The organism is Streptomyces sp. NPDC037271, assembly GCF_055603605.1.
On record NZ_JBVJVN010000022.1, the window covers coordinates 18789 to 32895 of the forward strand.

10 protein-coding genes are annotated in these 14107 nt (G+C 72.5%); 8 read left to right on the top strand and 2 right to left on the bottom strand.

From position 1 onward, the window contains the following. Positions 1-7: 7 nt before the first annotated feature. Complete coding sequence (locus tag ACZ7G3_RS28110) at positions 8-790, bottom strand: endo alpha-1,4 polygalactosaminidase (RefSeq protein WP_470928736.1); 783 nt, start codon at positions 788-790, stop codon at positions 8-10. Between the two features lie 251 nt (positions 791-1041). On the opposite strand from ACZ7G3_RS28110, the gene ACZ7G3_RS28115 reads away from it, so the two are divergent. The 7 genes from ACZ7G3_RS28115 to ACZ7G3_RS28145 all read left to right on the top strand — a co-directional run bounded on the left by ACZ7G3_RS28115 (position 1042) and on the right by ACZ7G3_RS28145 (position 11805). After that, a complete protein-coding gene (locus ACZ7G3_RS28115) occupies positions 1042-2604 on the top strand; it encodes a leucyl aminopeptidase (RefSeq protein ID WP_470928738.1) in 1563 nt (520 codons plus the stop codon). A gap of 308 nt (positions 2605-2912) precedes the next feature. Next, on the top strand, positions 2913-4301 hold the full coding sequence (gene lpdA / locus ACZ7G3_RS28120) for a dihydrolipoyl dehydrogenase (RefSeq protein ID WP_470928740.1): 1389 nt from the start codon (positions 2913-2915) through the stop codon (positions 4299-4301). A 64-nt stretch (positions 4302-4365) separates the two neighbouring features. Then, positions 4366-6174, top strand: coding sequence for a 2-oxoglutarate dehydrogenase, E2 component, dihydrolipoamide succinyltransferase (sucB, locus tag ACZ7G3_RS28125; protein WP_470928742.1), 1809 nt, complete (start codon positions 4366-4368; stop codon positions 6172-6174). A gap of 264 nt (positions 6175-6438) precedes the next feature. Then, complete coding sequence (locus ACZ7G3_RS28130; RefSeq protein ID WP_426526830.1) at positions 6439-7062, top strand: GntR family transcriptional regulator; 624 nt, start codon at positions 6439-6441, stop codon at positions 7060-7062. Between the two features lie 368 nt (positions 7063-7430). Then, positions 7431-10133 (top strand): pyruvate dehydrogenase (acetyl-transferring), homodimeric type, encoded by a 2703-nt coding sequence (gene aceE, locus ACZ7G3_RS28135; protein WP_470928744.1) that lies wholly within the window; start codon positions 7431-7433, stop codon positions 10131-10133. Between the two features lie 62 nt (positions 10134-10195). Next, complete coding sequence (locus ACZ7G3_RS28140; RefSeq protein WP_426603851.1) at positions 10196-11227, top strand: helix-turn-helix transcriptional regulator; 1032 nt, start codon at positions 10196-10198, stop codon at positions 11225-11227. Positions 11228-11283: 56 nt separating this feature from the next. Next, on the top strand, positions 11284-11805 hold the full coding sequence (locus ACZ7G3_RS28145; protein WP_426603857.1) for a DUF4240 domain-containing protein: 522 nt from the start codon (positions 11284-11286) through the stop codon (positions 11803-11805). Positions 11806-11928: 123 nt separating this feature from the next. Here ACZ7G3_RS28145 and ACZ7G3_RS28150 read toward each other — a convergent pair whose 3' ends face one another. Further along, positions 11929-12810, bottom strand: a complete 882-nt coding sequence (locus ACZ7G3_RS28150; protein ID WP_470928746.1) for a peptidoglycan recognition protein family protein — start codon at positions 12808-12810, stop codon at positions 11929-11931. A gap of 109 nt (positions 12811-12919) precedes the next feature. On the opposite strand from ACZ7G3_RS28150, the gene ACZ7G3_RS28155 reads away from it, so the two are divergent. Then, entirely contained in the window at positions 12920-14104 is a 1185-nt protein-coding gene (locus ACZ7G3_RS28155; RefSeq protein ID WP_470928748.1) for a MarP family serine protease, read from the top strand. Positions 14105-14107 lie beyond the last annotated feature (3 nt).

The following is a 14107-nucleotide window of genomic DNA, read 5'->3' on the forward strand; positions in this document are numbered from 1 at the left end:
CCCGGGATCAGCAGGCCTCGCGCCACGCTCCCAGTTCGTACTTCTTCAGCATCGAACTCAGTCGCAGCTCACGGGAACCGGCGCAGAAACGGTCGGTCGGCAGCTCGTACTCGACGTGGAAGACCGCCTTGTCCGCGTCGATGAACGGCTTGTTGTCGGCGCACTCGCCGTACTGGGCGCACTGCTCGTTGACCGCGAAGTCGAAGTCGTCCACCAGCTCGGGGATCTGGTCCAGATCGTTCTTCAGGCCGACGGCCATGCCCCGGTCGTGGGCGAGGTCCGCGATCAGCCGGTTGTAGCGGAGCTGGTCGTCGGCGGTGAGCGGGAAGCCCGTCTCGTTCTTGTAGCCGTCCATGTTGTCCGGCTCGACGGCGTCGAAGCCCTTCTCGCGGCACATGTCGATGCGCTCGGCCATCAGCGGCTCCAGGACGTCCGTCTCCCGGATGTCCAGCCAGCGCTCGCCCTCCCAGCCGTTGCCCTTGCCCAGCACCGACTTCGGGAACTTCCCGGCGTCGGGGCGGAAGTCCTCCCAGGCTCCGGTGGACAGGTAGCAGATGACCTTGCGGCCGTCGTCGTGCAGGGCGGCCACCGTGGACGCGGTGTGGTCGAAGCCGTCGATGTCGTAGACCGGCACGTCCACGGAGGTGTCGAGCTTTCCGCTGAGCTGCCACTGCCAGGCGGTGCCGGGCCGGGGCTGCCAGTGGCCGCCGGCTTGCGGACTGTCGCCGGGGGACGAGGTGCAGCCCGTGAGCAGCAGGAGAAGGGATATCGACAGGACCGGGCGTCTCACGGGGCGTGCTCCAGGGTGTGCGGGGCGCGGTGGCATACCCCAGGAATGATCTCCCATCGCGGGTGCCGCGCGGGAAACCGCGGCCCCGCGGGAGGGAGCGGACGCGGGCGCGAGCGTAGGCTCGTGCCGGGTGTTCGCCCGCCCGGGCGAGGACCGCATCGCAGGAGGGATCTAGGGTCGGTTGTCGGGCCCGGTCGACCCACCCGCATTCGGCCATCCAAGACTTCATACGGAAGCGAGAATTCACCACCGTGACTGCTCTCACTCTCTCCACCGCAGCGGCGCCCGGCCTGCGGGCCGACGCGATCGTGATCGGTGTCGCCAAGACCGCGGCGGCCAAGTCCCAGGGCCTGGTCGTCGCACCGGGTGCCGAGGCCGTGGACGAGGCGTACGACGGCCGGCTCGCCGGCGTCCTGGAGACCCTCGGTGCCACCGGCGCCGAGGGCGAGGTGACGAAGCTGCCCGCGCCGTCCGGCTTCAAGGCGCCCCTCGTGGTGGCGGTGGGCCTCGGCTCCCAGCCCGAGAAGGACGCCGGGTTCGACGCCGAGGCGCTGCGCAGGGCCGCCGGCGTGGCCGCCCGTGCCCTGGCCGGCGTCAAGAAGGCCGCCTTCGCCCTCCCGCTCACCGAGGCCGCCGACGCCGGCGCCGTCGGTGAGGGCGTGCTGCTGGGCGCGTACTCCTTCGACGCCTACAAGGACAACGCCAAGGACGCCAAGGACGCCAAGGCGAAGAACGGCAACGCGAAGAACGGCAAGGCCCCGCTGGCCGAGGCCGCGCTGCTCGGCGGCAAGCCCCGCGACAAGGCGTACAAGGCGGCGCTCGAGCGTGCCGCGGCCGTCTGTGAGGAGCTGAACCGCGCCCGCGACCTGGTCAACACCCCGCCGAACGACCTCGACCCCGAGGCGTTCGCGGCCGTCGCGCAGGCCGCCGCCAAGGAGCACGGCATCAAGGTGCAGGTGCTCGACGAGAAGGCGCTCACCAAGGGCGGCTACGGCGGCATCCTCGGCGTCGGCGCCGGGTCGGCGTCGGGCCCGCGCCTGGTGAAGCTGTCGTACACCTCGTCGAAGGCGACGAAGTCCCTCGCCTTCGTCGGCAAGGGCATCACCTACGACTCGGGCGGCATCTCGCTGAAGCCGGCCGGGCACAACGAGACGATGAAGTGCGACATGGCCGGTGCCGCCGCCGTGTTCGCCGCGGTCGTCGCCGCCGCGCGCCTCGGCCTGGAGGTCAACGTGACCGGCTGGCTGGCGCTGGCCGAGAACATGCCGTCGGGCTCCGCCACCCGCCCGGGCGACGTGCTGCGCATGTACAGCGGCAAGACGGTGGAGGTGCTCAACACCGACGCCGAGGGCCGGCTCGTGCTCGCCGACGCGCTGTGGGCGGCCTCGCAGGAGAAGCCGGACGCGATCATCGACGTGGCGACCCTGACCGGCGCGATGATGCTGGCGCTGGGCAACCGGACGTACGGGGTCATGGCGAACGACGACGCGTTCCGTGCCGCGGTGCACGAGGCGGCGGAGGAGGTCGGCGAGCCGGCGTGGCCGATGCCGCTGCCGGAGCACCTGCGCAAGGGGATGGACTCGGCGACCGCCGACATCGCCAACATGGGTGAGCGGATGGGCGGCGGGCTGGTGGCCGGCCTGTTCCTGCGCGAGTTCGTCGGTGAGGGCATCACCTGGGCCCACCTGGACATCGCGGGCCCGGCCTTCAACGAGGGCGGGCCGTTCGGTTACACGCCGAAGGGCGGCACCGGGACCGCTGTGCGGACGCTGGTGCGGGTCGCCGAGCTGACGGCTGCGGGTGACCTGGGCTAGGGGCACCCGATGTGTCGGGGTGCGGGTGATTCGGCGTCTGCGGGTCCGTTGTGGCTTGTCGCGTCCACGCGGCGGAGCCGCAGATCAGATACAGCCCGCGCCCCTTACGGCATGATCCTTCCCTTCCTCGCCAGGGAACGTGGGGTGTCTCACACCCCGGCCCGGCGTCTCGTACGGGCCCGACAAGTGCGAAGATGGGGCTCGGCAGGACAGGGCCCACCCAAGGGCCGAGAACAATGAGCGGCCGGACACCAGCCGCCGACCGGTCACTGGAGACCGGCGTGGCGCACATGCATGGAGGACGTGACGTGGCGAACGACGCCAGCACCGTTTTCGACCTAGTGATCCTCGGCGGTGGCAGCGGTGGTTACGCCGCGGCGCTGCGCGGGGCTCAGCTGGGCCTGGACGTCGCCCTGATCGAGAAGGGCAAGGTCGGCGGTACCTGCCTGCACAACGGCTGCATCCCCACCAAGGCCCTGCTGCACGCGGGCGAGATCGCCGACCAGGCCCGCGAGAGCGAGCAGTTCGGCGTGAAGGCCACCTTCGAGGGCATCGACATGGCGGCCGTCCACAAGTACAAGGACGACGTGATCGCGGGCCTGTACAAGGGCCTGCAGGGTCTGATCGCCTCGCGCAAGGTGACCTACATCGAGGGTGAGGGCCGCCTGTCCTCCCCGACCTCCGTGGATGTGAACGGTCAGCGCGTCCAGGGCCGCCACGTCCTGCTGGCGACCGGCTCCGTGCCGAAGTCGCTGCCGGGCCTGGAGATCGACGGCGACCGGATCATCTCCTCCGACCACGCCCTCAAGCTCGACCGCGTGCCGAAGTCCGCGATCGTGCTGGGCGGCGGCGTCATCGGCGTCGAGTTCGCCTCCGCGTGGAAGTCCTTCGGCACCGACGTCACGATCATCGAGGGCCTCAAGCACCTCGTGCCGGTCGAGGACGAGAACAGCTCCAAGCTGCTGGAGCGCGCCTTCCGCAAGCGGGGCATCAAGTTCAACCTGGGCACCTTCTTCGAGAAGGCCGAGTACACCCAGGACGGCGTCAAGGTCACCCTCGCCGACGGCAAGGAGTTCGAGGCCGAGGTCCTGCTCGTCGCCATCGGCCGCGGCCCGGTCTCCCAGGGCCTGGGCTACGAGGAGGCCGGGGTCGCCATGGACCGCGGCTACGTCCTCGTCGACGAGTACATGCGGACCAACGTCCCGACCGTCTCGGCCGTCGGTGACCTCGTCCCGACCCTCCAGCTCGCGCACGTCGGCTTCGCCGAGGGCATGCTGGTGGCGGAGCGGCTCGCCGGCCTGAAGACCGTCCCGGTCGACTACGACGGCGTGCCGCGGGTGACGTACTGCCACCCGGAGGTCGCCTCCGTCGGTATCACCGAGGCCAAGGCCAAGGAGATCTACGGTGCGGACAAGGTCGTCGCCCTGAAGTACAACCTGGCGGGCAACGGCAAGAGCAAGATCCTGAAGACCGCGGGCGAGATCAAGCTCGTCCAGGTCAAGGACGGTGCCGTGGTCGGCGTCCACATGGTCGGCGACCGCATGGGCGAGCAGGTCGGCGAAGCCCAGCTGATCTACAACTGGGAGGCGCTGCCGGCCGAGGTGGCCCAGCTCGTCCACGCCCACCCGACGCAGAACGAGGCGATGGGTGAGGCCCACCTGGCGCTGGCCGGCAAGCCCCTGCACTCCCACGACTGACCTCCCTCGGTCACTGGGCGCGACGACACAGACTTCCGCAATTTCGTAAGGAGCAACCGAAACCATGGCGGTTTCCGTAACCCTTCCGGCGCTCGGCGAGAGCGTCACCGAGGGCACCGTCACCCGTTGGCTGAAGGCCGAGGGTGAGCGCGTCGAGGCCGACGAGCCGTTGCTCGAGGTCTCGACCGACAAGGTCGACACCGAGATCCCGGCCCCCGCCTCGGGCGTGCTGTCCTCCATCAAGGTGGCCGAGGACGAGACCGTCGAGGTCGGCGCCGAGCTGGCGCTGATCGACGACGGCACCGGCGCCCCGGCGGCCGAGCAGGCCCCGCAGGCCGAGCAGGTCGCCGAGCCGGCCCCCGAGCCGGCGCCGGCCGCCCCCTCCACCGAGCAGGCCGCCCCGGCGCCCGCTCCCACCGCCGAGGCCGCTGCCGGCGGCTCCGCCGAGGGCACGGACGTGGTCCTGCCCGCGCTCGGCGAGTCCGTCACCGAGGGCACCGTCACCCGCTGGCTGAAGTCGGTCGGTGACAGCGTCGAGGCCGACGAGCCGCTGCTCGAGGTGTCCACCGACAAGGTCGACACCGAGATCCCCGCCCCCGCCTCCGGCACCCTGCTGGAGATCGTGGTCGGCGAGGACGAGACCGCGGAGGTCGGCGCCAAGCTGGCTGTCATCGGTGCCGCCGGTGCCGCGCCCGCCGCCGCTCCGGCCGCCCCCGCGGCTCCGGCGCAGCCCGAGCCCACCCCGGCTCCGGCGCAGGCCGCTCCGGCTCCGGCCCCGGCCGCCCCGGCCGCCCCCGCCGCTCCGGCTCCGGCCGCCCCGGCCGCCCCCGCCGCTCCGGCTCCGGCCGCTCCGGCCGCCCCCGCCGCTCCGGCCCCGCAGCAGGCCGCCCCGGCGCCCGCTCCGGCCGCTCCGGCCGCCGCCCAGCCGGTGGACGACGGCGCCTACGTCACCCCGCTGGTGCGCAAGCTCGCCGCCGAGAACGGCGTCGACCTGTCCACCGTCAAGGGCACCGGCGTCGGCGGCCGTATCCGCAAGCAGGACGTCACCGCCGCCGCCGAGGCCGCCAAGGCCGCCGCGCCGGCTCCGGCCGCCGCTGCTGCCGGAGGCCCTGCCACCGCCGCGAAGAAGGCCCCCGTCCTGGAGGCCTCCCCGCTGCGCGGCCAGACCGTCAAGATGCCGCGCATCCGCAAGGTCATCGGCGACAACATGGTCAAGGCGCTGCACGAGCAGGCGCAGCTGTCGTCGGTCGTCGAGGTCGACGTCACGCGTCTGATGAAGCTGCGTGCCCGCGCCAAGGACGCGTTCGCGGCGCGTGAGGGCGTCAAGCTCTCGCCGATGCCGTTCTTCGTCAAGGCCGCGGCCCAGGCGCTGAAGGCGCACGCGCCGATCAACGCCAAGATCAACGAGGCCGAGGGGACCATCACCTACTTCGACACCGAGAACATCGGTATCGCGGTGGACTCCGAGAAGGGCTTGATGACCCCGGTCATCAAGAACGCCGGTGACCTCAACCTGGCCGGCATCGCCAAGGCGACCGCCGACCTGGCGGGCAAGGTCCGGGCCAGCAAGATCAGCCCGGACGAGCTGGCCGGCGCGACCTTCACCATCAGCAACACCGGTTCGCGCGGCGCGCTGTTCGACACGATCATCGTGCCGCCGGGCCAGGTCGCCATCCTCGGCATCGGTGCCACGGTCAAGCGTCCGGCCGTCATCGAGACGGAGGAGGGCACGGTCATCGGCGTCCGCGACATGACGTACCTGACCCTGTCCTACGACCACCGCCTGGTGGACGGCGCCGACGCCGCCCGCTACCTGACGGCGGTCAAGGCGATCCTGGAGGCGGGCGAGTTCGAGGTCGAGCTCGGCCTCTGATCCCCCTGCCAGTGGGCCTGTACGGTGCCCCCGCCCGGACTTCTCCGGGCGGGGGCACCGTCGTGTCCGGCCGGTATGGGTCGTGTAAGTCTCGTCTCACCTGCGTAAAAGCGCCCCCGTGCGCCCTACCCGCCCGCCGCGACGGCCGTATTGTTGCTCAACGTCGAACGCCCCAGGGGTCCCGCCCGCCGCCCGACCACCGCCCCTCGACCAGGGCCGTTCGGGCCGCTGTATAAAATCCATGCCCCTCCCGAAGGAGCTCCCATGACCGCGCCCGTCGTCCACTCGCTGCGCGAACAGATCCGCGAGCACATCCTGGAAGGGATCATCAGCGGACGCTGGCAGCCGGGCGAGCGGATCGTGGAGCGGCGGATCGCCACCGAGCTGGAGGTCAGCCAGACCCCGGTGCGGGAGGCGCTGCGTGAGCTGGAGTCGCTGCGGCTGATCGAGTCGGCCCCGAACAAGGGCGTACGGGTGCGGAACCTGACCGCCGCCGACCTGGAGGAGAGCTACCCGGTCCGGGCCGGCCTGGAGGCGATCGCCGCGGAACTGGCGGCGGACCGCCTCGCGGAGGACTGCTCGGCCCTCGAACCGCACGTCGCCGCGCTGTACGAGGCCGACCGGGTGTCCGACGGGACGGCCCAGGTACGGCACACGGTGGGCTTCCACCGGGAGCTGGTGCGGGCGGCCGGCAACTCGGTGCTGCTGCACACGTGGGAGGGCCTGGGCATCGAGGTGTTCACGGCGCTGTCGATACGGTGGCTGGGCACGGTGCAGCAGTCGTACGCGGAGGAGCACGAGGAGCTGGTCGCGGCGTTCCGCCGCCGGGACCCGCGGATCCCGGAGATCGTCAAGGCCCACGTCCTGGGCTGCGCGCCGCGTGCGTAGTCCGTCGCCCCTGCGGTCACGTTCCCGCCCCCGGAGAACGGCGCAGCCGTTCGGGGGCGCGGGGAACCGCGCGACCAGCCACCCCGGACCCGCACCCGCCACACTCCCGGACCACTCGAGCTCTACCGCGCTCACCTGCACAAACCATCATCTTCAAGGTCACCCCGTGCCACCGCCGGAGGCACCCCGTGCCGACTTTCTCGGTATCGAGAGGTTTTGCCCCTCAACCCTTTGATCGATCATCGATCACGGAGTTACAGTCACCGTCGGGCTTCCACCGAAGCCCACCGCCCTGTCCTGCCAAAGACCTAGGGCACCCCGAACCCTTGCCGATGAGGGAACCCCCTTCGACTGAGGAAGGCGGCGACATGACCGACCCCAAAGCCATCCAGCCGAGCGAGCTCGACCAGCTCCCGGACCGCGACCCCGAGGAGACCGCCGAGTGGCGGGCCTCCCTGGACGCCGTCACCAAGGCGGCCGGGCCGCACCGTGCCGCGTACCTGATGCGCCGCACCCTGGAGCGCGCCGAGGGCGCCGGCATCGCGCTGCCGAAGCTCCTCGAGACGGACTACGTCAACTCCATCCCCACCGCCGACGAGCCCGTCGTGGACGGCGACGAGGCGATGGAGCAGCGGATCACCGCCTGGAACCGCTGGAACGCGGCGGCGATGGTCACCCGCGGCAGCAAGTACGGCGTCGGCGGCCACATCGCCACCTTCGCCTCCGCCGCCTGGCTGTACGAGACCGGCTTCAACCACTTCTTCAAGGGCAAGGAGGGTGACGGCTCCGGCGACCAGCTCTACGTCCAGGGCCACGCCTCCCCCGGCATCTACGCCCGCGCCTTCCTCGACGGCCGCCTGACCGAGGAGCAGCTCGACAACTTCCGCCGCGAGGCCGGCGGCAACGGCCTGCCGTCGTACCCGCACCCGCGCCGCCTGCCCTGGCTGTGGGAGTTCCCGACCGTCTCCATGGGCCTCGGCCCGATCTCCGCGATCTACCAGGCGCGGTTCAACCGCTACCTGACCAGCCGCGGCATCAAGGACCTGAGCGACTCCCACGTGTGGGCGTTCCTCGGCGACGGCGAGATGGACGAGCCGGAGTCCACCACCGCGCTCACCCTCGCCTCCCGCGAGGGCCTGGACAACCTGACCTTCGTCATCAACTGCAACCTGCAGCGCCTCGACGGTCCGGTCCGCGCCAACTTCAAGATCGTGCAGGAGCTGGAGGCCCAGTTCCGCGGCGCCGGCTGGAACGTGGTCAAGTCGCTGTGGGGCACGGCCTGGGACGAGCTGTTCCAGCTCGACACCACGGGCGCGCTCGTACGCCGCCTGCGCGAGGTACCCGACGCGCAGGTGCAGACGTACCAGACGCGCGACGCCGCCTACATCCGCGAGGACTTCTTCGGCAAGGACCCGCAGCTCGCCGAGATGGCGAAGCTGCTGTCCGACGACAAGATCCTCGAGTGCTTCCACTACTCGCGCGGCGGCCACGAGTCCCGCAAGGTCTACGCCGCGTACAAGGCCGCGCTCGCCCACAAGGGCGCGCCGACCGTGATCCTGGCGCAGACGGTCAAGGGCCACACCCTCGGCCGCGGCTTCGCGTCCAAGAACGCCAACCACCAGATGAAGAAGCTCTCGGTGGACGAGTTCAAGGACATGCGCGACCTGCTCGGCCTGCCGATCGCGGACAGCGCCTTCGTCGACGGCGTGGTCCCCTACGGCCACCCGGGCGCCGACTCCCCCGAGGTCCGCTACCTCCAGGAGCGCCGCGCCGCCCTCGGCGGTCCGGCCCCGGCCCGCCGCGTGCACCCGGTCGCGCCGCTGCCCGCGCCCGCCGAGAAGGCGTTCGCGTCCTTCGACAAGGGCTCCGGCTCGCAGAGCGTGGCCACCACCATGGCCTTCGTCCGCCTGGTCAAGGACCTGGTGCGCGACAAGGAGACCGGCAAGCGCTGGGTGCCGATCGTCCCCGACGAGGCGCGCACCTTCGGCATGGAGAGCCTCTTCCCGTCCCTGGGCATCTACTCGCCCAAGGGCCAGACGTACGAGCCGGTCGACCGCGACCAGCTGATGTACTACAAGGAGGCCACCAACGGCCAGATCCTCAACGAGGGGATCACCGAGGCCGGTTCGATGGCCGACTTCATCGCCGCTTCGACGTCGTACGCGACGCACGGCGAGGCGATGATCCCGTTCTACATCTTCTACTCGATGTTCGGCTGGCAGCGCACGGCCGACCAGATGTGGCAGCTCGGCGACCAGCTCGGCCGCGGCTTCCTGGTCGGCGCCACGGCGGGCCGCACCACGCTGACCGGTGAGGGCCTCCAGCACGCGGACGGCCACTCCCCCGCCATCGCGGCGACCAACCCGGCGGCCCTGACGTACGACCCGGCCTTCGCCTACGAGGTCGCGGCGATCGTCAAGGAGGGTCTGCGCCGGATGTACGGCGAGGCCGCCCCGGGCGAGGACCAGGACGTCTTCTACTACCTGACGGTCTACAACGAGCCGATGCCGCAGCCGGCCAAGCCGGCCGTCCCCGGCGTCGACGAGGGCATCGTCAAGGGCCTGTACCGCTTCAACACGGCGGAGTCGGCGGGCCTCACCCCGGCCGCGAACGCCCCCCGCATCCAGCTGCTGGGCTCCGGCACGGCGATCCACTGGGCGCTCAAGGCGCAGAAGCTGCTCGCCGAGGAGTGGGGCGTGTCCGCCGACGTGTGGTCCGCGACCTCCTGGACGGAGCTGCGCCGGGACGCGCTGGACGCCGACGCCGCGCTGCTGCGCGGCGAGGAGCGGACGCCGTACGTCCGCCGGGCGCTCCAGGGCGCCGAGGGCCCGGTGCTCGCGGTCTCCGACTACATGCGCCAGGTCCCGGACCAGATCGCGCAGTGGGTCGAGCAGGACTGGTCCTCGCTGGGCGCCGACGGCTTCGGTCTGTCGGACACCCGTGAGGCCGCGCGCCGCCACTTCGGTGTCGACGCCGAGTCCATCGTCGTCGCCGCCCTGGCCCAGCTCGCGAAGCGCGGCGAGGTCAAGGCGACGTCCGTGAAGGAGGCGCGCGAGCGCTACGGCCTGTAAGGCTCAGGCATGTCTGACAGGAGGCCCCCGCCGCGGCGGGGGCCTCCTGCATGATGTGGGGCATGCGCGCTGCCCGCCTCATCAAGATGGTGCTGCTCCTCCAGTCCCGCCCGGCCATGACCGCCGCCGAGCTGGCCCGGGAGCTGGAGGTGTCGGAGCGGACCGTGACGCGGGACGCGCAGGCGCTGTCGGAGGCGGGCGTACCGGTGTACGCGGAGCGGGGGCGGGCCGGCGGCTACCGGCTGATCGGCGGTTACCGCACCCGGCTGACCGGACTGGCACGGGGCGAGGCCGAGGCGCTGTTCCTGTCCGGGGTGCCGGGGGCGCTGCGCGAGATGGGCCTGGAGGACGCGGCGTCGGCGGCCCGCCTGAAGGTGTCGGCGGCCCTGCTGCCGTCCCTGCGGGACGCCTCCCGCACGGCGGCACAGCGGTTCCACCTGGACGCGCCGAGCTGGTTCCGGGAGCCCGGGACGCCCGAGCTGCTGCCGGCGGTGGCGGACGCGGTGTGGGACGACCGGCGGGTCACCGCGCGCTACCGCCGCGGCGAGGACGAGGTCGTGCGGGAGCTGGAGCCGTACGGGCTCGTGCTGAAGGCGGGGGTCTGGTACCTGTGCGCGAGGGTCGCGCGGGCGGCGGACGAGGGCCCCTTCCGCGTGTACCGCATCGACCGGTTCGCGGCGGTGGAGGCGGGCGAGGAGCGCTTCGAGCGGGACGACGACTTCGACCTGCCGGCGTTCTGGACGGAGCGGGCCGAGCAGTTCGCGCGGTCGATCCTGCGGGTGGAGGTCGTGGTGCGGCTGTCGCCGGAGGGTGCGCGCAGGCTGGCGCACGTCGTCGACGCGCTGTCCGCCCGGGAAGCGCTGCGGGCCGCCGGGGCGCCGGACGCGGACGGCTGGGTGACGGTGACGCTGCCCGTGGAGTCGGAGGAGATCGCGCACACCCAGTTGAGGGGGCTCGGGGCGGAGGTGGAGGTACTGGCGCCCGAGGCGATGCGGGCGCGGTTCGCGCGGGAGGCGCGGCGGCTGGCCGGAATGTACGGCGACGGAGTGAACGGCGAAGGCGTGCGCGGCGACGCCGACCCGGCCGGGACATGACGATCCGCCGCACTCCGCGTGCGTCGCACCCGTCCAGGACCGATGCTGGACCCGTGATGGACGAGACGGAGTTCTGGGAGCTGATCGACGCCACCCGGCAGGGCGCCGACGGCGATCCCGAGGACCAGGCCGAACTGCTCGTGGAGCGGCTCCTCGGGCTGGACCCGGACCTGGTGCTCGACTTCGCCCGCCATTTCGAGGCACGTTACAACCGCGCCTGCACGTGGGACCTGTGGGGCGCCGCGTGGGTGCTGCTCGGCGGGGCGAGCGACGACGCCTTCGACTACTTCCGGTGCTGGCTGATCGGCCAGGGCCGCGAGGTGTACGAGGGCGGGGTGCACGATCCCGACTCGCTCGCCGAGCTGCTGGAGGACTTCGACGAGGAGCTGGACGGCGACGGCGAGGAGCTGGGCTACGCGGCCGACGAGGCCTACGAGCAGCTCACCGGCACCGTCGCCCCCGACCTGGGCATCGCGCCCGCGCCCGCGGAACCGCTGGGCACTCCGGTCGACCTGGAGGACGACCGGGCCCTCGCCGCCCGCTTCCCGCGCCTGTGGGAGCGGTTCGGGCGGGACTGATCCCGCCGCCCGTCCCGGCCTCGGGCCGTACGGCGGCGGCCGGCGTCGGGCGGACGGTGCGGCCGGCCGTAGGGGGCTGGGGTGTGTCAGCGGCCCGCGCGACCGCGGTGCCCGTCCCGCGGGTCAGCCGGGCCGGCCCTGGAGCCGGGCCGCCACGTCCCTGATGTGCGGGAGGCGGGCGGTGAGGGCAGCGCCCGGGCAGCTGGTCTGGTAGCCCTCGTCGTGGCCCGCGACGGCGGGCAGGGTGGCGGTGGAACCGGCGGCGTACCGGCTGAGGCCGTTGCTGGAGACCAGGCTGGCCTTCCCGCGCGGGTCGGTGTCGCCGCGGCCGAGTTTCCAGGCGGCCAGCGCGGCGATCGCGTCGGTCAGCGCGTCGGGCACGGGCACGCCGGCGGTGAAGGTGCCGAGGGCGGCGATCCCGGTGGTGCGGTGGTTGAAGCCCTGGGTGTGGGCGCCGGTGACGGGGCGGTCGATGCCGCCGGCGCGGCCCTCGTAGATGGTGCCGCAGCGGTCGACGACGAAGTTGTAGCCGATGTCGTCCCAGTCCCGGGCGCCGGTCTGCCCCGTGTAGACGCCGCGGAGGATGGCCGGCACGTCGGCGCAGTCGTAGCCGTTCGGCGTGTCCGTGTGATGGATGAAGACGGCGAGGACCTTGTCGTCGTAGCGCGGGGGCGGCTGCGTCCGGGCGGCGTCGCCCAGCCACCGCGACCGGGGCACGATGGGCGGCCGGGGCGCGGCGTACCGGTCCGCGGCTACCTGCCCCTCGTGCGTCGTGGCCGCCCGTTCCACACCGCTCGCGCACAGCGCCAGCGCGGCGGCGGCGGCCAGTCCGGGCAGACAGCCGAGCAGCGCCCGTACCGCGCCCGGCGTGCGGGCGGCGGCGCCCGGTACGGGGACCACACGCCGCTCCCGGTCCCCGCCCGGCCCTCGGAAGACACGCATGGGCCCACTGTCCGGCTGATCCGGTCCGCCCGCGATGTGTGCCGTGCCACCTGGCGGAACCATCGTCCCGGTCCACGACGTTTTCCGGTTGACCCGAGGCCGATCACCCGGCCCGTCCGGCACGTACTCGGGGGACCGGGGCCGCAGGGGGCCCGGTGGAAAGGCGGTGCGCGTGGACGTGCTCGACATCCTGCTGGTGCTGGTGGTGCTGGCCTACGCGGCCTCCGGCTACCGGCGCGGTCTGGTGGCCGGCTGTGTCTCGCTGGCCGGCTTCGTGGGCGGCGCGGTGATCGGCGTGTGGATCCTGCCGTGGGTGATGGACCTGGTGGCGCCGGGCTCGACGGCGGCGACGGTGACCGCCGTGATCACGGTGCTGGTGCCCGCGGTGGTGGGCCACGAGCTGGCGGGGCGGCCTGCGCTGCGGCTGCGCCGGGAGCTGGACGCCGGGCCGCTCAGGGCGGCCGACGGGATCGGCGGGGCGGCGGCCAACGCGGCGGCGGCGCTGATCGTGGCGTGGGTGGCGGCGAGCGTACTGGCGGCGTCCTCCTCCTCGCTGCTCACCTCGGCGATCCGGGACTCGACGCTGCTGGGCGCGGTGCAGCGGGCGATGCCGGACACCACTCCTGCGTGGTTCTCCGGGGCGACGTCCGCGCTGGCCGAGGCGGGGTTCCCGCAGGTCTTCAACCCGTTCGAGAACGAGTCGACCGCGAAGGTCGCCGAGCCCTCCGGGGACAGTGTCACGGCGGCGGCCACCGAGGCGGCGAAGCTCAGCACGGTGAAGGTCGAGGGCGTCGCCGGCTCCCAGGGCCGGGAGGGCAGCGGCTTCGTGTACGCGCCGGAGCGCGTGATGACCAACGCCCACGTGGTGGCCGGCATCGACGACCCGACCGTGCGGGTCGGCGGGGTGGGGCCGTCGTACGAGGCGCGGGTGGTGCTGTTCGACCCGCGCAAGGACGTGGCCGTGCTGTACGTCCCGGACCTGACCGCGCCCGTCCTGCGGTTCGACGACGACGCGGAGCGCGGTGATCCCGCGGTGGTCGCGGGCTACCCGCAGGACGGCGACCTGGACCTGCGGGCGGCGACCGTGGCGAACCGGGTCCGGGCGACCGGCCAGAACATCTACAGCGACGCGAACGTCACCCGGGAGATCTACTCGATACGCTCCACGGTCCGCCCCGGCAACTCGGGCGGACCGCTGCTGACCACCGACGGCCGGGTGTACGGCGTGGTCTTCGCCCGCTCCACCTCCGACGCCGGGACCGGTTACGTGCTGACGGCGGACGAGGTGGCCGCCGACGCGCGGCGCGCGGCCGACGCGACCCGGGCGGTGGACACGGGCGAGCCGGTCGCGTCGTGAGCG